This is a genomic window from Alkalihalophilus sp. As8PL, assembly GCF_040939795.1.
Lineage (GTDB): Bacteria > Bacillota > Bacilli > Bacillales > Bacillaceae_D > Alkalihalophilus > Alkalihalophilus lindianensis.
In genome coordinates, this window is sequence record NZ_CP162551.1 from 1617581 (window position 1) to 1638867 (window position 21287).

Sequence of the window (21287 nt, forward strand, 5' to 3'; positions counted from 1 at the left end):
TGAACAAAAGACCAAAGCGTATATGATCGTAAGATCATATATCGACTAGAGTTAAATACTCCATAGAAAGGAGGTGATCCAGCCGCACCTTCCGATACGGCTACCTTGTTACGACTTCACCCCAATCATCTGTCCCACCTTAGGCGGCTGGCTCCAAAAGGTTACCTCACCGACTTCGGGTGTTACAAACTCTCGTGGTGTGACGGGCGGTGTGTACAAGGCCCGGGAACGTATTCACCGCGGCATGCTGATCCGCGATTACTAGCAATTCCGGCTTCATGTAGGCGAGTTGCAGCCTACAATCCGAACTGAGAATGGCTTTATGGGATTCGCTCAACCTCGCGGTTTTGCAGCCCTTTGTACCATCCATTGTAGCACGTGTGTAGCCCAGGTCATAAGGGGCATGATGATTTGACGTCGTCCCCACCTTCCTCCGGTTTGTCACCGGCAGTCACCTTAGAGTGCCCAACTGAATGCTGGCAACTAAGATCAAGGGTTGCGCTCGTTGCGGGACTTAACCCAACATCTCACGACACGAGCTGACGACAACCATGCACCACCTGTCACTTTGTCCCCCGAAGGGGAAAGCCCTATCTCTAGGGTTGTCAAAGGATGTCAAGACCTGGTAAGGTTCTTCGCGTTGCTTCGAATTAAACCACATGCTCCACTGCTTGTGCGGGCCCCCGTCAATTCCTTTGAGTTTCAACCTTGCGGTCGTACTCCCCAGGCGGAGTGCTTAATGTGTTAACTTCGGCACTAAGGGCATCGAAACCCCTAACACCTAGCACTCATCGTTTACGGCGTGGACTACCAGGGTATCTAATCCTGTTTGCTCCCCACGCTTTCGCGCCTCAGCGTCAGTTACAGACCAGAGAGTCGCCTTCGCCACTGGTGTTCCTCCACATATCTACGCATTTCACCGCTACACGTGGAATTCCACTCTCCTCTTCTGTACTCAAGTCTCCCAGTTTCCAATGACCCTCCACGGTTGAGCCGTGGGCTTTCACATCAGACTTAAAAGACCGCCTGCGCGCGCTTTACGCCCAATAATTCCGGACAACGCTTGCCACCTACGTATTACCGCGGCTGCTGGCACGTAGTTAGCCGTGGCTTTCTGGTTAGGTACCGTCAAGGTGCCGCCCTATTCGAACGGCACTTGTTCTTCCCTAACAACAGAGCTTTACGATCCGAAAACCTTCATCACTCACGCGGCGTTGCTCCGTCAGACTTTCGTCCATTGCGGAAGATTCCCTACTGCTGCCTCCCGTAGGAGTCTGGGCCGTGTCTCAGTCCCAGTGTGGCCGATCACCCTCTCAGGTCGGCTACGCATCGTCGCCTTGGTAAGCCATTACCTTACCAACTAGCTAATGCGCCGCGGGCCCATCTGTAAGTGATAGCAAGAAGCCATCTTTTACCGTCCCTCCATGAGGAGGAACGGGTTATCTGGTATTAGCCCCGGTTTCCCGGAGTTATCCCAGTCTTACAGGTAGGTTGCCCACGTGTTACTCACCCGTCCGCCGCTAACATCAGGGAGCAAGCTCCCATCAGTCCGCTCGACTTGCATGTATTAGGCACGCCGCCAGCGTTCGTCCTGAGCCAGGATCAAACTCTCCATAAAAGTGTTTGATTAAGCTCACTTACATAAGATACGCTAGCATCTTGTTTTAAAAATTGACGAGATATCATGTATCTCTATTTCGCTTGGCTTTTGTTCAGTTTTCAAAGAACTTTTCATTCGTCGTTGTTAGCGACTTTATTATCTTATCAAATCAAGATTTTAAAGTCAACAACTTTTTTGAAATAATTTCTTGTTGCTGTTTGTCTTTCTTGGCAACAGAGATAACTTTACCAGGTAATTCGACAACCGTCAATAGAAAGTTCAAAAAAATTGAGTGGGGGCAGATCCAATGATTAAATCGATCCTACTCGAACTAGGTCTACCTCAAAAATGATTGTGAGCTTATATAGAAGGAAACGTCATCGCCCCCCTAGTCACTTTGTAATAACAGATGAAGAGATTGATTTACTAGCAACAAAACACAATCATACCTCCCTAGCCCGATCGAGTTAGGAAGGACATTCCCCAAATTCGTTTTCACCATCTAAAAAAACGGACACACCCTTAAATACGTTTAGTAATAGTAGAAAAATTACATTCGATACGTTAAAGCTGTCCTACTACAATTCGTCAAGTTTTATAGTAGATACGGATAAACAAAGGTCAAATTTAGAAATGATCTTGATTACCTTAAAAGTAAAAAAGCCAAGTCATATGACTCGGCCTTTTAGTAAATCCTTCTATTCAGTTAAGAAAACAAAATAAGCAAGGAAGACGAAGAATAATCCATACATAATTGGGTGAACTTCTTTCCCTCTCCCTTTAAACAACATCGTAATTGGGTACATCACAAAACCTAATGCAATACCCGTTGCGATACTATATGTTAGTGGCATCGTAATAATCGTCAGGAAAGCAGGTACTGCAATCTCGAATTTCTTCCAATCTATGAAGCCAAGTGACGATGCCATTAATACACCGACAATGATTAATGCAGGTGCAGTTACTTGCTCTGTCACTACCGCTAGTAATGGAGAGAAGAATAACGCAACTAAAAATAGTCCTGCTGTTACAATCGAAGTGAATCCTGTTCGACCACCCGCTGCAACCCCTGATGATGATTCAATATAAGCAGTTGTGGTCGATGTTCCAAGAATTGCACCGATTGACGTTGCACTTGAGTCAGCAAGTAATGCCTTACTAGCTCTTGGTAGTTTGTTATCTTTCACGAATCCAGCTTGATTCGCAACAGCGTATAATGTACCCGCTGTGTCAAAAAAGTCTACAAATAAGAAAGTTAAAATAACAACTAATAATTGAATGGTAAAAACAGAAGACCAATCAATCGCAAACGCTTGACCAAATGTTGGAGCCAAACTCGGAACAGCGCCAACAATTTGATCAGGCATACCGATGATGCCCGTTGCAATCCCCGCTAAAGATGTGACAATCATTCCGTAGAAGATTCCACCCTTATATCCACGAACCATGAAAATAACCGTTATGACAAGTCCAAATACCGCAAGTAGCGTCGGACCAGCCATCATATCACCCAAGGTAACAGCTGTTGCTTCATAAGGAACAACGATTCCTGCATTTTTTAACCCGATAAAAGCTATGAATAATCCAATACCTGCAGCAGCCGCATACTTCAACTCTGCGGGGATGGCATTTATAATCAATTCACGAATACGAAGTACAGTAATAAGAATAAAAATAATACCAGACATAAATACGCCAAATAGTGCTACTTGCCAATCAATTCCCATACCAAGAACAACAGAATAAGCAAAGAAAGCATTTAGTCCCATTCCTGGAGCAAGAGCAATCGGATAGTTAGCCACTACACCCATAATGAGTGTCCCTAATGCTGCAGCAAGAGCTGTAGCTGTAAAGACGGCTCCCATGTCCATCCCTGTATCTGCTAAAATAAGCGGATTCACAAACAGAATATAAGCCATCGCAAGAAACGTTGTAACACCCGCTACAGCTTCTCTTCTGTAGGTCGTTCCACTTTCTTTAAATCCAAAAAAACGATCCATTTTCTCTTCCCCCATATCAAATGTGATCGTCATATCGCATAAAAAAGCTTTGAGTATCAATCTACCCAAAGCTTAACCACCAAAAAATTCATGACATCTCCCACTTAAGCAGAAGAGTACCTGATTTTTCGTAGTCAAGCTATTTCCGGTAGCTTGGTAGAGACTCGCAGGCCCTATTCCTGCAGTTATACGAAATGACATCTTTTATATCTAAAAGAAGTCTATCAATCAGGTCGAATTTTGTCAATGCTATTTCCGAACATTAATTAATTTCCAATTAACATCGTTCGCTTATTCCCACTCAATTGTCGCTGGTGGCTTAGATGTAACATCATACACAACGCGGTTCACATTCTTTACTTCATTTACAATACGAGTTGAAATTAACTCAAGTACATCCCATGGAATACGAGCCCAATCAGAAGTCATGCCATCGATCGATGTAACCGCACGAATACCTACTGTGTAGTCATACGTACGAGCATCTCCCATTACCCCTACACTTCTCATGTCAGGAAGCGCCGTGAAATACTGCCAAATTTCGCGATCTAAGCCAGCTTTCTTAATCTCTTCACGTAAAATCGCATCAGACTCACGAACAATCTCAAGCTTTTCTTCCGTAATTTCACCAAGGACACGGATACCAAGACCTGGTCCCGGGAATGGTTGGCGCCATACGATTTCATCAGCAATACCTAGCTCTGCACCTAATTCACGTACTTCGTCTTTAAATAATGCACTTAAAGGCTCAATCAGTGTGAACTTCATATCTTCAGGTAAACCACCAACGTTATGATGTGATTTAATCGTTTGAGCTGTATCTGTACCACTCTCAATAATATCGGTATAAAGAGTTCCTTGAGCAAGGAAGTCCATATCAGTCAATTGACTCGTTTCCTCTTCAAATACATAGATGAACTCGTTTCCTATAATCTTACGCTTCTGCTCAGGGTCAGACACACCTTTAAGCTTTGATAAGAAACGATCTTGGGCATCAATTTTAATGACGTTCATGTTGAAACCTTCACTAAACGTTTTCATTACTCCTTCTGCTTCATCCTTACGTAGAAGACCATGGTCAATAAACATACACGTTAATTGATCGCCAATCGCTTTGTGAATTAATACTGCTACAACCGATGAATCTACCCCACCACTTAGTGCACATAATACTTTTTTATTACCAACTTGTTCACGGATTTTCTCTATTTCAACTTCAACAAAGTTCTCCATCGACCATTCACCCTTACATTCACAAACTTCAAATGCAAAGTTTTTTAACATGTCATCTCCAAATTGTGAGTGACGAACTTCTGGGTGGAATTGAACACCATAGAAACCACGCTCTTCATTACTCATCGCCGCTACCGGACAAGATGGATTGAATGCATCTACAACGAACCCTTCAGGTGGCGCTACAATTAAATCCCCATGACTCATCCATACTGATTGCTCAATAGGAAGGCCTTTGAAGATATCAGATTGGTTTTCAATCTTAATGACAGCTTTACCATACTCACGGTGATTAGCAGCTTCTACCTTTCCGCCAAAGTGATGCGTCATTAATTGCATACCATAGCAAATCCCAAAAATCGGAATACCTAAATCAAAGATAGCAGGGTCAGCTTGAGGCGCTCCTTCAACGTATGCACTATTTGGACCACCGGAGAAAATAATCCCTTTTGGATTCATTTCTTTAATTTCTTCTGCCGTTAATTTGCTAGAGTGAAGCTCGCTGTACACACCAAGATCGCGAATACGACGTGTAATTAGCTGATTGTATTGACCACCAAAATCGAGTACCAAGATCATTTCTTGATTTAATTCATTCATGTTATCCACCCTTTATTTAGTAAGATTGTGACAAAACCTCTATATATAACAAAAAGCCAGAATTCACCTGCTCGTCCAAAAGAAACGTACAAAGGCAGAATTCTAGCTACATTAATTCTGCCTTCATAGTCAGATTATTTACGGCAATCCGGTAGAGACTCTTAGGCCATATTCCTAAGGATATACGAAGGTTCAATCTATATTCACATTTTTAGCACGGATTTATTTTAACAATGACCTATACCCCGGTCAAGAATTGATTTGTCCAAGTATACGAATCCAATTGTTTTTGAAATGTTCCCAACTTTCGCTACTTTCTTTCTGACCATAGTAGATACGCTCATATTCCTCTGTTAAACTCACCATGTCATTACTTCCTAGAGATTGATCAATCCGAATCGCATACTCTCTTAGTGTTTCTCCACTTTGGCGTTTATATCCAATGTATCCAAGCAGCCACAACAACCTATGATAGGCTTTTTGAAACACTCCATCTTGATTCGCTTTGTATTTAAATTGAAGTAAGATGAACAAACGTGCTATTTTTTTACGGAACACCCCCACAAGACTAGCGAAAAGCAATGTGAATATGATTGTAACTAATGTACTGCCCGACAGCTTTGCTCCATTTGTTTGATTAGAATTATTAGCAGGAGATTCCTCTGCACCTTCTAAATCAGCAAAAACATCTTCGACCTCTTGATCTTCTTCTTGATCTGTATCAGGTAATTCTAGTTCATCATTTCCCTCATCTTCTGCTTCAAGGAAATCATAGGTAGAATCAAAACCTCTTGTTGGTTCAAATGGCACCCAACCCACTCCTGGGAAATGAACTTCTACCCATGAATGTGCATTTCCATTTGTTACTTCATATACTTCAAGGCCATCATCAAGAGCTTCAACTTCCTCACCTTGAGTAAATCCTTTTACCCATCTGGCTGGAATGTCGAGCGAACGAAGCAAGACAACCATTGAGGTTGAAAAATTATCACAATACCCTCTTTGTGTTTCAAAGAGAAATTGATCAACATAATCTTCTCCTTCTTCTGGCACGGGAACATCCTCTGTTTCATACGTAAACTCTGGACTTTGGAAATATTGTTCAATTGCCTTCGCCTGGTCATATCTAGTTTCTTCTTCTTCTGTTAACTCTAGGGCTAACTCTCGTACTCGATCTGGAAGCTCTTCTGGAAGCTGAGTATAGTAATAATCAAGATCCTCACTCTCGCTGCCGCTCGCTTCTCTTAGTCCTGCAATATCATACTCTGGATATGCATATTCGATACGATAATTATCTAATTCGACCGGCGTTCCGTTACGAGACGTATCAACTCGTTCAGTATATTGGTCTTTTAATAGATCGGCATTCTCTACTGTAGAATAGTTGAGCAACGTACCTCCATAGAACAGATGGGGATACCTTCTACTTGTTTCACCGGCAAAAATAACTTCTGTTTCTCTTCTAAAAAAGGTGGCTCCATCAGATTGCAATTGTTCTAAAGATGGCTCTGATGCAGATTCTGTAGGAGTCGTTGTTTCCCAACCTCTACCTGTATAAAAGTCTTTTGTTTCCCCTCTCCAATAATGACCTTCTTGCACAGCGGCATAAAAGAGTGGAGTATTATCATCTACAAACCCTCCACCAAGCTGTTCATCGTTATCACCATAGCCAATTCGCTGTTCTCCTTCTCCTCCCTCTTCAGAGGAATCCTCTAATCCCACCGCAGCACGAACATATGGAATAGGGTCATCCCACTGTGGTTCTGGTTTTGGCGAAAGAAGACCAAGCGTACTAGCTGATGCGATTAATACGATAAGTACTAGACCAATCTTAACTGGAAGAAAGGAGGGAACATAATTGAACTCTTCTTTTTCCGTGATTCGATAAACCGCCACAAGTCCCATCAGTAAAAAGCCAATAACAAAGGTCCTTACAATTGCATAGGTAGCATCATATAAGGTAAATGTATCAATAATGGTGACATAAATAACGGTGAAAACAAGGAAGAATAAAACTCTTCTCGCATACACCGTCCAGTAGAAAAGGAGATAGCTCATAATGGCAAGTAAGATAAAAAAGAGAAGGCTACGAAATAGATCAGTCAGTGCATACCACTGACCAGAGAACATGTAACCAAGGTTCAGCCAAAAATCAGCTATAAGTAGCTCCAACCATTCTGTTGTAAACAATGGACCTTCAAAAAAGACTAGAAATAAGCCATAAACCGTAACGAGTGCCTTAATCGGTAAAGAAACATAAACGGGAAGTTGCAAAAATGTCAAAATGAAATAAAGGGCCGTTACTAAAACAAAGATGTTGATAAACCCAGTATTTGTAATGTGCGGTAAAGGCCAGAGCCATTCAAGTAATAAAACAAAACTTAGTCCATATAAAAAGAGATCACGGCTCAAATCGATTTGTTTCTTTTTCATAATTAATTTCATTACCCAAGATCACCACTCATTCGGAGAATATGAGTTTGAACACCTTTTTGCTTCAACTGTTGAATCATAATCTGATCATCAACTACATCATCTGGAAGGACGACATGAGGTAATACCTTTTGTTCCTTCATCATTCTCATTGCCCCGACTACATCAGCATTAAGTTCAGAACAAACGACGTAAGCCGTCTTTCCGCGCCAATCCCGATACATTTTATGAACACTTGGTATCGTCGCACTATCAGGCTGCACCTTGGAAAGTAAGCGCAAGGCTTGGGCGAGAGTGGCATTAGAAACGTCATAAGCTTGCCAACTAGATGTTCGAATCGAGAATGTTACTTGAGGGTTTCTTTTTACTGCTGTAGCAATCAGGGAAGCCGCTAATTCTATAGACTGTTCAAAGGTTCTGCTAGATGCTTGATTGACATAGGGATCAAACAAAATAACTGCTCCGTCATTACGAAACGTCTCAAACTCTTTAGTCATTAATTTTGCTGTTCTAGCGGACTGTTTCCAGTTAATACTCGTTAACCGGTCACCAGGAGCATAACTACGCACCCCAGCAAGGGACCGTTCTTCATCTATTGCTTGATCAGGTCTTATCCCTTCTTCAATTTGACTAGTAAGAAGACCAGGCAACTTATCTAGCAACTTAAATCTTGGATAAACAAGAAATGTAGAATTAGAATCTACTTTGTATTTCTTTTCAAAAATTCCAAATAAGTCACCAAATGAAAACTGCGTAGTAGATAGCTGATGTTCTCCTCTTCTCAATTGATTAATCTTGTATTTAAACCGAAGCTTATTTGTAAAAGAAAAGAAAAAAAGTGCTCGTTGATGCGACGATGTGCCAATGCTTCTTGGAACCACGTCATACACCCTCACATAAAAAAAAGGCTGATAACGTTTCTTGTGTACTATGACTTCTACTTCAATCGATTCTCCAGATTGAAGCGTGGTTGCCGAAAGTTTCCTCTCGACTTTATATCCTCTTAAGGTAAACATAGCCACTACTAAGGTGAGAGCGATAATAGTTAACACACTATAAAATAGGAACCAGCTAACAAATCCCCCTTGAAACATCGCATAAGCATACGTACCCGCCACGACTACAACAAGGATTAGAAATTTTAATGCGGTTCCTATCAGCTTTACTGCTTGTCCTATCACAATGTTGCCACCTTATCACCCATTACCGGCACACGCACTTGACTTAGGACTTCTTTTATAATTGACCTAACGTCCATATTAGACATTTTTGCTTCTGGGCTTAAAATGATTCGATGTGACATCGCCCACTTTGCTAGATGTTTAACATCATCCGGAATCACGTAGTCTCTTCCTTTCAAAAGAGCATACGCTTGTGTAGCTTTCATTAAAGAAATTGATCCACGAGGGCTAACTCCAAGTTCTACAGCACCATGTTTTCTAGTAGCTTGAACGAGATTAATAATATACCCTTTTACTTGATCATCAACCATGATCGTAGCAACTTTCTTTTGGATATCTAACACCTCTTCGATCGACATAACGGATTGAATTCCATCTACAGGATGGCCATACTCAACACGCCTTAATACTTCAAGTTCTTCTTCTACACTCGGATACCCTAATTGAATTTTCAGTAAAAAGCGATCAAGTTGAGCTTCTGGAAGTGGATAGGTGCCCGCATATTCTACTGGGTTTTGGGTAGCCATCACAAAGAAAGGCATTGGTAATTGGAGGGTATCGCCGTCTACTGTCACACTTCCTTCTTCTAGCGATTCAAGTAGAGCTGCCTGTGTTTTAGGGGATGTACGGTTAATTTCATCTGCTAGCACTACATTTGCCATAATCGGGCCTGGTCTAAATTCGAAAGCTTGCGTTTGCTGATTATAAATAGATACACCTGTAACGTCAGACGGAAGAAGATCTGGCGTGAATTGAATTCGTTTAAAATCTGCTCCTAATGACCTGGCAATAGCTTTAACCATCACAGTCTTACCTACTCCTGGTACGTCCTCTAGTAATACATGGCCCCCGGCAAATAAGGCAACTAGACTCAGTTCAATCTCTTTTCGTTTACCTACAACTACACGTTCTATATTAGCGATCATTCCATCTATTTTATCGACTATTTCTTGCATGCAACTTCCTCCATTCGTTCATTTTCTCTCTATTCTATCTTCAGTTTCTTTTTCACGTTTCCATCATATCATTTATAGGTCTAAAAGTACGTTACATTTGCTTTACCAAATTGACCCGTTTTATAAACCAATTTAAACGGCATAAAAAAGAAAGAGCTCTAGTAAAGCTCTTCCTCCAAAAAGCATTAATAATAGTACGAGTAAGGATAATATGAGTAATATGGTGGATAAAAATAAGGCGCATAGCCATACGGTTGATACAAGGCACTTCCTAGTAGACCACCTAGTACCCCACCAACAAAAGCGCCGCCACCATAACCTTGGCCACCCCATCCTGGTCTACCGCCCCATCCAGGACGTCCACCCCATCCTGGTCTGCCTCCCCATCCTGGGCGTCCACCCATCGGTCTTCTTATATCTTGAAATTGGTTTGGATTCACACTTGTTTCCTCCCTATTCTTCAATAGCTTTGAGCCTTTTAGATTTCAGAGGCTCCTACCTAATTTAGAAGTGGTATCACTTTACGATATGCAGTAATACCTGGGTAAGTGACGAGGATTAATAGGAAAAAAGTGGTTTTTATGAGAATGAAAACGAAGTATGATAAGGGTAGGGAGGCGAGATCATGAAAATTAGACCCGCAGGTGAACAAGATGCTACGTTATTACTCAACCTAATGAAGAAGCTCGATCAATCAAAAATGATGTTATTTGAACCTGGTGAACGCAAAGAGAGTATCGAACCGATTAAGTCAATGATTAATCATCTCTCCACTCAAGAGAATGCTATGCTTTTCGTCGCTGAAATGGACGGACTATTAGTAGGTTATTTAACCGTTCAAGGAGGAACAGTTAAACGAATCAAACATCGAGCATACATTACAATTGGTGTAGATGAAGAGTACCGCGGGAACGGCATTGCCACATCCTTATTTGACTCTTTATTCAAATGGGCACCAAACTACGGGATCAGCAGATTAGAACTAACCGTTATAAAGCACAACAAACCTGCTTTTGATCTTTACCGAAAAATGGGGTTCACACTTGAAGGTGAAAAGGTTCACTCTCTCATGATCGAGGGTAAACCCGTCAATGAATACTATTTATATAAGCTGATCTAATGTTAAACAAACGTTTAATTAACTTTTTCACTCCGTCCTTCCCATCGACTTTTTGTATAATATCATCCACTCATCAACGGTGACGGACGCTACTTTCTCAGACTGGATTTCTACTTGAAAGTAATCGTGAACTCTTTTAGATGCTTGAAGGATATACTGATGAACTCCGTTAACTTGAGCAGAACTCGTAGTTGTTCTCTCCACCCAACCAGGAAATCGGTACGTTTTCTTTTTTTTGAGACTGCGTACCTCTTCCATTTCCTCTCCCTTTAAGTAGGACTCCCATCTGGATACAGGTAAGCATGCAACATGGCTCTCATCCCTCATTTTTTCAAATGTATTCATAAACGTTGCTAACTCTCGGTCTTCTGGAACAACATTATCAATCATAAGAAATAGTCCACCAGGCTTTAATACTCGAGCAGCTTCAGAAATAAAATCTTTAGGCGTCGGAAAGTGGTGAGGAGCAATACGACAAGTGACCACATCAAATGTCCTGTCAAGAAAAGGTAATTTTTCTGCATCGGCAATAACAAATTTTATATTTTCAAAAGACTTTTTCAGATGTGTCGAAGTGTTCTCAAGCATTGCTTTTGTTAAATCGGTTGCAAACACTTCGTTTACATGAAGAGCAAGCGCTTTAGCTACATGTCCTCCCCCAGTAGCAATATCTAACACACTCCACTCTTTATCTGGTTTAATCCAATCTACTAGTATTGCTAAATCCTCCCCCTTAGCATGGGATTTACTTGAGACATACTTAGAAGCATTTGCCCCAAATTGCTTCATTACTTTTTCTTTTTCTTCATTCATATTATCGCTCCCTTTCCTTCTATTTGTCCTATTACAAATCATTCACCAAAAAGCTCTTATTTCCTCTTAATACAGTTAAAGCCCCTGCTATTTCAATTGAAATAGCAGGGGCTACTAAAAGGAAATTACCCAAATTGTGCATAGTGTAGGCGACTGTAAATACCATTAGACTCAATCAGGTCTTGATGTCGCCCTTGTTCTGCAATTCCGTCTTTGGTTACTACTAGGATTCGATCAGCATTTTTTATCGTAGCAAGTCGATGGGCTATTACTAGCGTAGTTCTACCTTTTGAGAGTTCCGCTAATGAAGCTTGAATTGCTCTTTCAGTTTCTGTATCAAGAGCAGATGTGGCTTCATCTAGAATTAAAATAGGGGGGTTCTTTAAAAACATCCGGGCTATAGCTAGTCTTTGCTTTTGTCCACCTGATAGTTTAACCCCTCGCTCACCAATGATTGTATCTAATCCACTAGGTTGCGTTCGTACAAATTCATCAAGCTGGGCTTTTTTGGCTGCATTTAGGATTTCCTCATCCGTTGCATTTAATTTTCCATAAGATATATTTTCACGGATAGAGCCAGAGAATAAAAAAACATCTTGTTGCACAATACCAATTTGACTGCGCAATGATTCTAGCGTTATCTCTTTTGTATCAATCCCATCAATGCATATACTTCCTTTATCTAGCTCATAAAAACGTGGAAGTAAACTGCAAAGAGTTGTTTTTCCAGCACCTGATGGTCCAACAAAAGCAACTGTTTCTCCCGAACGAATGGATAAGTCTATCTGATTCAGCACCCTTTCCATTCCTTCATACCCAAAAGAAACACCTTTGTACTCAATATCACCTTTGAGACTATAATGCATTGCATTTGGAGCATCAGAAATATCTGGTTCGGTGTCTAATATTTCAACGTACCTCTTAAACCCAGCAATCCCTTTTGGATAACTTTCTATAACAGCATTTATTTTCTGAATTGGTCCAATTAAAACATTCGATAATAAAATGAAGGCTACGAATTCCCCGTATGTAAGACTTCCATTTATAACAAACCATGTTCCAAATGCGAGGGTAAATAATGTTACTAATCGCATAAGCACATAGTTAGCTGTAATATTTTGCGCCATAATCTTGTAAGAAGATAATTTTGTTTTACGATAGTTAGCATTATTTTCAGCAAATTGACGTTGTTCAAATTTTTCATTAGCAAACGCTTGTACCACCCGTATTCCACCGATACTATCTTCAACTCGAGCATTAATGTCTGCTACATCATTAAACATTCTGCGGAAGGTATGAATCATTTTTTTGTTGAAATGTATAGCTAAAACCATAAGTAAAGGTATAACTAGAAAAGAAAGAATAGCCAGTTTCCAATTTATCGTGAGCATAATGATAAACGCACCCGTTAAAGTCATGAGTGCCACAAAAATATCTTCAGGACCATGATGAGCGACTTCCCCAATCTCTTCAAGATCCTTTGTTAATCTTGAAATGGAATGGCCAGTCTTATTGTTGTCATAGTACCCGAACGATAGCTTTTGCATATGTTCAAAAAGCTTTCCTCGCATATCTGTTTCAATATTAATTCCAAGCATATGTCCCCAATAGGTAACAACAAAATGCAGACCTGTATTTAATAAATAGATTGCTAATAGACCTACACATGCCCATAAAATAATTGTCCAATTTCCTTCAGGAAGCAAACGATCTATAACCTGGTTTACCGCCAAAGGAAATGCAAGTTCTAGCAAGCCTACAAGAACGGCACAGGAAAAATCTAATATAAATAACCATTTGTATGGCTTGTAATAAGAAAAAAATCGTTTCAACACCTTTATTCACAGCCCCCTACACTAAAAACAAACTAGAGGAACATGAGGGTTCGTTCCTAAAAATCTGTTTTTGCGCCTAATTGATAATGATAATCAATTATAATTGAGTTAAAGAAATGTTGCAATAGCCGAAACGAAAAAGCATTAGGTTATACCTAATGCTGAACCATGCTATAGTTGCATTTTCATCGTTTCAACAAATATATCAATATACTCCTCATATCTAAAATCCATCGCTATTTTTGCTCCTTGTTGCGTCTCTTCTTCCTCCTCTGCAGAAAGAGGTCTGAAGTCCGCTACGCTTAAGCCCTTTACACTCTCATCATCTACAACGGTCACCTCTCGCTGAACAAAATCAAATAACTCAGGATTTGTAAGAGCTACGAGTGTGACCACATCATGAAATGGAGCCCCGTCTATTCCTGGTACTAGTTCCGCGTAAGCATCCGCATAATAATCAAAAATTGGTCGTATTAATGGTGTAAAAGCATTGTATTCTTGATCTGTAATCGACGAGATAATATCCTCTGTTAACACCGCATAGTTGGTCACATTTAATGGAACAATCGTTAAATTCTCTGCACGGGTCGATACAACATTAGCAGCAATTGGATCCCCGTAGAAATTCGCTTCAGCAAGAGGAGTTACATTTCCAGGCACAAGAAAGGCTCCGCCCATTACATAATAAGCTTTTATTTTATCCATCACGTCCTCACCTAAAATAAAAGCAGAGGCTAAAGAAGTTTGCCTGCCAACGTCTACAATAACAAGCTCTCCTTCATACTCATCAATAATCGTGAACACACGTGAAAAGTTCTCTAGCGTTCCACTAATGGTATCAGGGGGTCTGATCGGTCCCAACCCTTCTTCTCCATGAATTTCAGGATAATACACAGCAGGTTCCCCGGATAAAGGAAATGCAGCAGCACCTATTAAAGGAATATCCGTTCTACCTGCTAATCCAAGTAAATAAGCTGCATTATTTGTAGCCTGTTCTTTATCAACATTTCCATAACTCGAAACAATCCCTACTACATCAATATTAGAATGTAACAAAGCAAACATAATCGCAACTGAATCATCGATACCTGGGTCACAAAATAAAAGTGCTTTCTCCATGTGATCACCTCTTCTACATATATATACACTTGGAGGCTTTTCAGTCCGAGAAAAGATGGATCGCTCTACTGCAAAAAGAGAACAAGCCTAATGGCGTGTTCTCTTCATAGTCATTTTCGTAATAAACTTAAATCAAATTCCGGCACAAGTCCCTCCGCCCCAGCTCGTCCAAGTAAACTAGCGACAGCTGCCATTCCATCTTCCCCAAGATCAGCAGTAAATGAGTTAACATACAGATCAATATGGGATCTTGCGACCTCTTGAGAAAGTTCTTGAGCGTGTTGCATCACATAATCGACTGAAGCTTCTGGATTTGCCCAAGCATATTCTACCGAGGCTCTTATCCAACTTGTGATTTCTTCCTTATTTAGTGAACGATGAGCGATGATGGCACCAAGTGGGATCGGTAATTGTGTATCTTCTTCCCACCAGTTTCCAAGGTCGACTAACATATTCAAATGAAATTCTTGATAAGTAAATCTTGCTTCATGGATGACCAGACCGGCATCAATTTTCCCGTCACGAACTGCAGGCATAATCTCGTGAAAAGGCATCACAACAATCTCTCCCACACCTCCAGGAACCATGTCGGCTGCCCATAGTCTAAACAGTAAATAGGCAGTTGAACGTTCGCTAGGAACCGCAACTCTTTTCCCCGTCAAATGAGAAGGCGACTGATCTTTACTTTTGGTCAGTAAGAGCGGGCCACATCCCCGACCTAGAGCTCCCCCACATGGTATAAGAGCATATTCCTCCAACACATACGGCAAAGCTGCATAAGATATTTTCTGAATCGCTGGTCCCTTACCCTCCGCTGCCCAATAGTTCGTCTTATCAATATCAGCATAGGTAACGTCCAGCTTTGGAACAGTTGGAATTAAACCATGTACAGCGGCATGAAAAACAAACGTATCGTTCGGGCAAGGAGAAAATGCAATTTCCATTATAAAACCTCCGAAATTATTTTACTTGCTTCTTCTAATTCAATTAATGCTTCTTTTATTTTCCATGATTCACGGTCTCTTGGTCCGATTGTATTAGAAATAGATCTTATCTCAAGAACCGGAATCCCACATTTTAAGGCTGCCGTTGCAACACCAAATCCCTCCATGCCCTCTGCTACAGCATCAGGAAACCTATTCATTAATTGGTCCGTTGTTTCTTTCGTGCCGGTTACTTTAGAGAGAGTTAGAATCTGACCTGCAACTACTTTTCGGTTCGCTTGTTTAAAAGCTGTGATGATTTTATTTTTTACCACTTCATCTACTTTTACTGCGGTGGCCCCTAGGCCAATCTGATCTAAGGGTAAAAAGCCCTCATTCGTTTCTGTACCAAGATCGGCACAGATAATCTCATTAGCTACTACTAATGAACCCACATCTGCACGTCCAATAAATCCGCCAGCTATACCGGCATTAATGACTAATCGATGAGGCTGACTTGATAGAGTGATTGCTGTTGTAGCGGCAGCCGCAGCTACTCCGACACCAGCCACTACAACATTGAACATTTCGTTATTCTTGCCAATTCCTCGCAATACCGCTTCTTTTTCAGCTTCTACTGAAACCACGATTAATACCTGATTAACCATTTTCCTTACTCCCCCTCGCCCTATATAAACCTTATTACATCCAGTCTAATGATTAATTTTCAAATTGGCTAGCAGTGTGTTTTATAGTTAATAGTAACACTAAAGAAAAAACGCCTAAAACATAGACGTTTTCCCTTCATTATCCATTCGACTCAGAAATAGCTTTCATTAATAAATGCGGCAACTGGAGTGTTTGACTATCAAAAATGAATGTCTGCTGATCTTTATGATCTTCCTTTTTAAATTGATCAACTTCCTTGTGAATCCTTTCCATTTTTCTGTCGAGTTCAGCAGCTGTATAAGCTGCTTCTTTTAATTCCTTAAGCAAATGTTCTGGCACTGTTTTTTTATACTTATAGTAGATCTTATGCTCTAAACTTGCCCAGAAATCCATCGCCACAGTTCGTATTTGAATTTCTACTTTCACATTTTCTTCTCGGTCAGACATAAAAACTGGAATTTCTAGAATGAGGTGCAAACTCTGGTACCCATTAGGTTTTGCATTCTTAATATAATCCTTACATTCAATTACTGTAATATCTTTTTGTTGCTGGAGCATATCACTAATCTTATAGATGTCTGATATGAATGAACAGCTAATACGGATTCCTGCAATATCATGTATGTTTTCTTTAATACTGTCTAAAGAAATTGGCAGTTGTTTCTTTTGAACCTTTTTAAAAATACTCTGTGGTGTTTTAATTCGAGATTTTGTATGCTCAATAGGATTATAAGAATGAATATACTTAAATTCCTCTTGTAAAATATTAATCTTTGTATTCATTTCATCTAAAGCAAATTTATACATCATCATAAATCTTGTAAGCTCTTGTTTAACAGCTTTTAATTGCTCCACATTCATGCTCGTTTGTTGAGTCAATTTAATCTACTCCTCATAAAGTGATAGATGGTTTATAATGACCCCATTTGTTTCACAGCAGTTTTAGCCTTTTTACCATATACTTTGTTTACAATAGCAGGCGCTTTTTGAAAGAGCAAAATCCCCATCATAGCTGATGTGAGTATAAAGACACTACTAAATGCTTTTATAGATCCGACCGCCAAGCTTGCTATAATAATGGAAAACTCACCTCGTTGAGTTAAAGAAAGGCCAGCCCGCAGTGACATTTTCTTCGATAGCCCATACCACTTACCCCCAAAGAACCCAACAATAATTTTAGCTACTATTGACCACAGCAACACTAATATAAGCAAAGTAACCATCGGTACCCCTTCACTGAAACTAATCGTTGTACCAAAGTACAGGAAAAATAACGGCATTAACAAATCTCTAAATCGCACGACCATTAATTCCAATTCATGCGTTCGTTTCACCTCTGCAAGCATGATTCCAGCCAGGAACGCCCCTAATACTTCTGATAGGTCTAAATACAAAGCAAGACCACCGTACGTCAACGCAAGACCAATGACAAACAAAATAAATAGATCATTTTTCATATGACGATCGAAGAAAGGACCAAGCTTCTTAAAGAGAAAAGTGCCAAGGATTATAGCACCAGCTACTAAAGCTACTACTTTGATAACTAACACTGACATAGACCCTGCAGTTAGTGCCATTCCAGCAGTTAAACCGACAAGAACTGCAACTAAAATAGGAGCAACTAAATCCTCAAATATTAATAACCCTAACATAAATTCTGATTCAGGATTCGCCATCCGCTTAGAGCTCTCAAGCATTTTTGCTGTAATTGAGGAACTTGTTGCATAAGCTACCCCACCAATAATGAGTGAAGCAAGGAGATCAAGCCCCATAACTAAACAAATAGCGGTCGTCACACCAAAACTTAAAACTACATCTAATATTCCTGCTCTTAAAACCCTCTTTGCTATGGATAAAAGTTGCTTTATCGGAAACTCCATTCCTAACATAAAAAATAATAAGACGATCCCAACCTCGCCACTAAAATGGAGAAGATGAGACCCAGTGAGCATTCCACCTACAACGATTCCAAGTAATATAAAGATAACAACATCTGGAATCTTTATCTTCATCCCAATAAATCCAGTAATAAACAAAAGTAAAAGAATAACACCCGCAGAAAGTAGTTCAGGAATCACCATTATTACTGATTCTCCTTACACGAACAAATCTCTTCAAACTTTTGAACCGCATCGCGCTTTCCTACTATCATGAGCGTATCCCCTTTTTCTAAGATAAGAGTCGGTTCTGGATCTACTAGCATTTCTTCATTCTTAAATACACCAACAATGGAGATCCCCTTCGGTTTCATTTTATCTATTTGAGCCATATTTTTACGGATGATTGGTGAACTTTGCGTAATATCAAGCCACTCCACGACAACTTGCTTTCTGACCAACTTTATTCGATCAATTTTTTCTGTATCAGCTGGGTTGAACACCGCCCCTAGTAACTGTGCTCCCATTTGTTTTGTTTCTTCGGAAGATAAAGTAAGGGAGAAGCTTACCTCATCATCATCTTCATCATTAAAGAAATACAACTCCCTTTTACCTGTATGGTGAATAACTAATACAATCATCGAACCTTCACTTGTGACAAATGATATCTTTTTCCCTACACCTGGTAGGTCTCCACTTGTAATCTTCATTGTTGCTCTCCTTTTTGAGTATAAATTTAATTTCGTTTAACATGTAGACTAATTTTCCGTATCGACTATGATCGTTGTTAATTTTTCTAAAATGGTAGTGAGCTGCTCAATTTCTTGATCAGTCAACTGAGAAACATACTTTTCCATAATCGTATTTCGTTTGTCCTTTGACGTTTTCAAGGCCAGCTTACCGGAGTCTGAAATACGTAGATAAACCACTCTGCGATCCTGTTCATCACGTTCTCTTATCACGAAATCATTTTTGGATAAACGATCAATCATAGCTGTAATTGCGCTTGGTTTAACTTGAAGCTCTTCTGCTAAATGAGAGGATGTAATCCTCCCAAGTTGATCAAGCGTATTTAATACAAAGAACTGCTCACCCGTTAAGTTATGTTCTAATTTCTCATATACTTTAGGTCCAATTGTTTTCATCGTTTTATAAAATGCTTTATCTAGCCTTGTATAATGTTGATACAATTCATCCTTATTCATCCATAAACATCTCCCGTCATTTATTTCATCTAGTTAATTATTTATTTCATGTAATTAAATATATATCTAGTGAAGTATTATGTCAAAGAAAAAAGCAGCTCTAAAGTTTAATTAGTGCTGCTCTCATAGTTTATTCCTCACTCGGATTTGTAATCGGTGTGTGAGGATCATTCCCCCATTCTTGCCAAGACCCCTCATACATTTTTAGGTGATCAAATCCCATAAGTCTTAATGTAAAGTACATATGAGATGCCCGGTTGGCTTTTTGACAATAGATGATGACTTGCTTATCTTTGGTAACACTTGCTTGAAGAAGCATCTGTTCAATGTCCTCGCTCATTTTGAAAAAAGGGACCCCGTCTGATAATACTTCTTTCCACTCTATATTTACAGCTGTTGGTATATGTCCACCCCTTTTAGCACGAACATCCTCACCTTTATATTCTGCTCTTGAGCGAACATCCAAAATGATTTTATTAGGGTTATCTATTGCTGATTCGACATACTCTTTCTCTACTTCTATATGTGGAGAAGTTTTCGCTTTGAAATGACTCGTTTCTACTACGGGAATAGCTGTGGATTGCTCCCCTTCGGCTGCTTTCCATGCTGCATATCCACCATTTAACACTCTTACGTTATGATGACCATAAAGCTCCAATGCATAGAAAAGTCTAGTAGCGGCTGTATCTAAGCCATCATCATAAATCACTAATTCATTTTCGTTTTTCACACCTAGATTCATCATTAGCTCTTCAAAGGGTTGCTCCCTGATTAAATATCCTTCCACTGGATGTGAAGAATCTACTAATGTTCTAGTATCAAATGAAACTGCACCGGGGATATGTCCTTTTTCATAACCATCATTCCGTGCATCGATAATCATAAAGCTTGGATCGCTCAACCTCTCTGCTAGTTCCTCCACACCTATAAGTAAATGTTGATTAGGATACGTCACTTCACTAGCACTCCCTTCCATCGTTAAACTTGTAGACTGGATGAAGAACACGATAATTAAAAATAGAAACGTCCTCATTACGTCACTCACTCCTTGAACCGTTTAGTGCTATTATTATGGCCCAAGAAATAAAATCCATGAAAAAAAGCAAGCGTCCTAAGCTAGAACGCTTGCTACATTTAGGCTCTTCTGCCTGTTAAGAGTTGAATAACAAAAACGACTAATGCGACAACTAAAAGTAAGTGGATTAATCCACCTCCGACTTCAAGGGAAAATCCAAGTAACCATAATACAAATAATACAATTAATACCGTCCATAACATAACTGCTTCACACCTTTCTTTAACCGTTTTTAACGATGTTTGTCCTGTGCTTATTAAATGCCCGCAAAATGGCTATATGAAACCTCCCTCTAGCAAATAAGTTAAATAGCACTGAGCTTCCTATCAGCAACTTCTATATAAATGAAACCTTCTAACTAGTTACTGAATCAAAGAATTTGGGTAGGTGATATGCTCCCTTCTTACTCATGTTTTAAAGCCTCCTTTTACGGATATATAGGTGATAAGAAAGACAATGCTGACAAGGAGGCGATTATAATGAAAAAAGATGTAGATGTGGAAGAACGACATGTCGAGAAAAAGCAGGACTCAAGTAGAGTAGCCTCTACATTCATTAAATACTTTGCATACATCATTATCTTTTTTGGTTTCTTATGGTTCCTAGTTCAATACGTATTTCCGATGTTTCAGTAATTAACTTTTTATC

19 protein-coding genes, 1 rRNA gene and 2 riboswitches are annotated in these 21287 nt (G+C 39.9%); of the genes, 2 read left to right on the forward strand and 18 right to left on the reverse strand.

Annotated features, from left to right (window positions below; translation table 11 throughout):
- Window positions 1–66: 66 nt before the first annotated feature.
- The 7 genes from AB3N04_RS09645 to AB3N04_RS09675 form a co-directional block, all read right to left on the reverse strand.
- Window positions 67–1618, reverse strand: a 16S ribosomal RNA gene (locus tag AB3N04_RS09645).
- A 680-nt stretch (window positions 1619–2298) separates the two neighbouring features.
- The gene (locus tag AB3N04_RS09650) at window positions 2299–3600 is read right to left on the reverse strand and encodes an NCS2 family permease (RefSeq protein WP_368506020.1); all 1302 of its coding nucleotides are present in this window, start codon (window positions 3598–3600) and stop codon (window positions 2299–2301) included.
- A gap of 111 nt (window positions 3601–3711) precedes the next feature.
- Window positions 3712–3813, reverse strand: a riboswitch (purine riboswitch).
- A gap of 78 nt (window positions 3814–3891) precedes the next feature.
- Complete coding sequence (guaA, locus tag AB3N04_RS09655) at window positions 3892–5433, reverse strand: glutamine-hydrolyzing GMP synthase (protein WP_317123735.1); 1542 nt, start codon at window positions 5431–5433, stop codon at window positions 3892–3894.
- Between the two features lie 106 nt (window positions 5434–5539).
- A riboswitch (purine riboswitch) is annotated at window positions 5540–5641 on the reverse strand.
- 41 nt (window positions 5642–5682) lie between these two features.
- Window positions 5683–7878 (reverse strand): DUF3488 and DUF4129 domain-containing transglutaminase family protein, encoded by a 2196-nt coding sequence (locus AB3N04_RS09660; RefSeq protein ID WP_368505825.1) that lies wholly within the window; start codon window positions 7876–7878, stop codon window positions 5683–5685.
- Window positions 7878–9047 carry a DUF58 domain-containing protein gene (locus AB3N04_RS09665; protein WP_368505826.1) on the reverse strand — a complete coding sequence of 390 codons (1170 nt, stop codon included), beginning with the start codon at window positions 9045–9047 and terminating at the stop codon, window positions 7878–7880. Before AB3N04_RS09665 ends, AB3N04_RS09660 begins: the two co-directional genes overlap by 1 nt.
- A complete protein-coding gene (locus AB3N04_RS09670) occupies window positions 9044–10003 on the reverse strand; it encodes an AAA family ATPase (protein ID WP_368505827.1) in 960 nt (319 codons plus the stop codon). Before AB3N04_RS09670 ends, AB3N04_RS09665 begins: the two co-directional genes overlap by 4 nt.
- 185 nt (window positions 10004–10188) lie before the next feature.
- Window positions 10189–10407, reverse strand: coding sequence for a hypothetical protein (locus tag AB3N04_RS09675; protein WP_368506021.1), 219 nt, complete (start codon window positions 10405–10407; stop codon window positions 10189–10191).
- 221 nt (window positions 10408–10628) lie between these two features.
- Here AB3N04_RS09675 and AB3N04_RS09680 point away from each other — a divergent pair, with 221 nt between their 5' ends.
- Entirely contained in the window at window positions 10629–11123 is a 495-nt protein-coding gene (locus AB3N04_RS09680; protein WP_368505828.1) for an N-acetyltransferase family protein, read from the forward strand.
- Between the two features lie 27 nt (window positions 11124–11150).
- Here the strand turns inward: AB3N04_RS09680 and AB3N04_RS09685 are convergent, their stop codons facing one another.
- The 11 genes from AB3N04_RS09685 to AB3N04_RS09735 form a co-directional block, all read right to left on the reverse strand.
- Entirely contained in the window at window positions 11151–11936 is a 786-nt protein-coding gene (locus AB3N04_RS09685; protein ID WP_368505829.1) for a class I SAM-dependent methyltransferase, read from the reverse strand.
- Between the two features lie 125 nt (window positions 11937–12061).
- Window positions 12062–13771, reverse strand: coding sequence for an ABC transporter ATP-binding protein (locus AB3N04_RS09690; RefSeq protein ID WP_368505830.1), 1710 nt, complete (start codon window positions 13769–13771; stop codon window positions 12062–12064).
- Window positions 13772–13942: 171 nt separating this feature from the next.
- Window positions 13943–14890, reverse strand: coding sequence for a nucleoside hydrolase (locus AB3N04_RS09695; RefSeq protein ID WP_368505831.1), 948 nt, complete (start codon window positions 14888–14890; stop codon window positions 13943–13945).
- A gap of 110 nt (window positions 14891–15000) precedes the next feature.
- Entirely contained in the window at window positions 15001–15834 is an 834-nt protein-coding gene (locus AB3N04_RS09700; protein ID WP_368505832.1) for a 1,4-dihydroxy-6-naphthoate synthase, read from the reverse strand.
- A complete protein-coding gene (locus AB3N04_RS09705) occupies window positions 15834–16481 on the reverse strand; it encodes a futalosine hydrolase (RefSeq protein ID WP_368505833.1) in 648 nt (215 codons plus the stop codon). Before AB3N04_RS09705 ends, AB3N04_RS09700 begins: the two co-directional genes overlap by 1 nt.
- 139 nt (window positions 16482–16620) lie before the next feature.
- Window positions 16621–17343 carry a GTP pyrophosphokinase family protein gene (locus tag AB3N04_RS09710; RefSeq protein WP_368506022.1) on the reverse strand — a complete coding sequence of 241 codons (723 nt, stop codon included), beginning with the start codon at window positions 17341–17343 and terminating at the stop codon, window positions 16621–16623.
- Between the two features lie 50 nt (window positions 17344–17393).
- The gene (locus AB3N04_RS09715; RefSeq protein WP_368505834.1) at window positions 17394–18563 is read right to left on the reverse strand and encodes a cation:proton antiporter; all 1170 of its coding nucleotides are present in this window, start codon (window positions 18561–18563) and stop codon (window positions 17394–17396) included.
- Window positions 18564–18565: 2 nt separating this feature from the next.
- A complete protein-coding gene (locus tag AB3N04_RS09720; protein WP_368505835.1) occupies window positions 18566–19069 on the reverse strand; it encodes a cation:proton antiporter regulatory subunit in 504 nt (167 codons plus the stop codon).
- A 48-nt stretch (window positions 19070–19117) separates the two neighbouring features.
- Window positions 19118–19564: a MarR family winged helix-turn-helix transcriptional regulator gene (locus tag AB3N04_RS09725; protein WP_368505836.1), complete on the reverse strand. Its 447-nt coding sequence runs from the start codon at window positions 19562–19564 to the stop codon at window positions 19118–19120.
- A gap of 130 nt (window positions 19565–19694) precedes the next feature.
- Window positions 19695–20597 carry a sulfurtransferase gene (locus AB3N04_RS09730; RefSeq protein WP_368505837.1) on the reverse strand — a complete coding sequence of 301 codons (903 nt, stop codon included), beginning with the start codon at window positions 20595–20597 and terminating at the stop codon, window positions 19695–19697.
- Between the two features lie 101 nt (window positions 20598–20698).
- Window positions 20699–20842, reverse strand: coding sequence for a lmo0937 family membrane protein (locus AB3N04_RS09735; protein ID WP_317123751.1), 144 nt, complete (start codon window positions 20840–20842; stop codon window positions 20699–20701).
- Between the two features lie 276 nt (window positions 20843–21118).
- Here AB3N04_RS09735 and AB3N04_RS09740 point away from each other — a divergent pair, with 276 nt between their 5' ends.
- Window positions 21119–21274, forward strand: coding sequence for a hypothetical protein (locus tag AB3N04_RS09740; protein ID WP_198530559.1), 156 nt, complete (start codon window positions 21119–21121; stop codon window positions 21272–21274).
- The last annotated feature ends 13 nt before the right edge of the window (window positions 21275–21287 follow it).

Bases quoted from the DNA above. Each gene is read 5' to 3' on its own strand.
- AB3N04_RS09725 (WP_368505836.1), bottom strand. From the start codon at position 19,564: ATGAATAAGGATGAATTGTATCAACATTATACAAGGCTAGATAAAGCA.
- AB3N04_RS09660 (WP_368505825.1), bottom strand. From the start codon at position 7,878: ATGAAATTAATTATGAAAAAGAAACAAATCGATTTGAGCCGTGATCTC.
- AB3N04_RS09700 (WP_368505832.1), bottom strand. From the start codon at position 15,834: ATGGAAATTGCATTTTCTCCTTGCCCGAACGATACGTTTGTTTTTCAT.
- AB3N04_RS09705 (WP_368505833.1), bottom strand. From the start codon at position 16,481: ATGGTTAATCAGGTATTAATCGTGGTTTCAGTAGAAGCTGAAAAAGAA.
- AB3N04_RS09680 (WP_368505828.1), top strand. From the start codon at position 10,629: ATGAAAATTAGACCCGCAGGTGAACAAGATGCTACGTTATTACTCAAC.
- AB3N04_RS09675 (WP_368506021.1), bottom strand. From the start codon at position 10,407: ATGGGTGGACGCCCAGGATGGGGAGGCAGACCAGGATGGGGTGGACGT.
- AB3N04_RS09715 (WP_368505834.1), bottom strand. From the start codon at position 18,563: ATGGTGATTCCTGAACTACTTTCTGCGGGTGTTATTCTTTTACTTTTG.
- AB3N04_RS09670 (WP_368505827.1), bottom strand. From the start codon at position 10,003: ATGCAAGAAATAGTCGATAAAATAGATGGAATGATCGCTAATATAGAA.
- AB3N04_RS09685 (WP_368505829.1), bottom strand. From the start codon at position 11,936: ATGAATGAAGAAAAAGAAAAAGTAATGAAGCAATTTGGGGCAAATGCT.
- AB3N04_RS09730 (WP_368505837.1), bottom strand. From the start codon at position 20,597: ATGAGGACGTTTCTATTTTTAATTATCGTGTTCTTCATCCAGTCTACA.
- guaA (WP_317123735.1), bottom strand. From the start codon at position 5,433: ATGAATGAATTAAATCAAGAAATGATCTTGGTACTCGATTTTGGTGGT.
- AB3N04_RS09695 (WP_368505831.1), bottom strand. From the start codon at position 14,890: ATGGAGAAAGCACTTTTATTTTGTGACCCAGGTATCGATGATTCAGTT.
- AB3N04_RS09710 (WP_368506022.1), bottom strand. From the start codon at position 17,343: ATGAATGTGGAGCAATTAAAAGCTGTTAAACAAGAGCTTACAAGATTT.
- AB3N04_RS09740 (WP_198530559.1), top strand. From the start codon at position 21,119: ATGAAAAAAGATGTAGATGTGGAAGAACGACATGTCGAGAAAAAGCAG.
- AB3N04_RS09650 (WP_368506020.1), bottom strand. From the start codon at position 3,600: ATGGATCGTTTTTTTGGATTTAAAGAAAGTGGAACGACCTACAGAAGA.
- AB3N04_RS09735 (WP_317123751.1), bottom strand. From the start codon at position 20,842: ATGTTATGGACGGTATTAATTGTATTATTTGTATTATGGTTACTTGGA.
- AB3N04_RS09720 (WP_368505835.1), bottom strand. From the start codon at position 19,069: ATGAAGATTACAAGTGGAGACCTACCAGGTGTAGGGAAAAAGATATCA.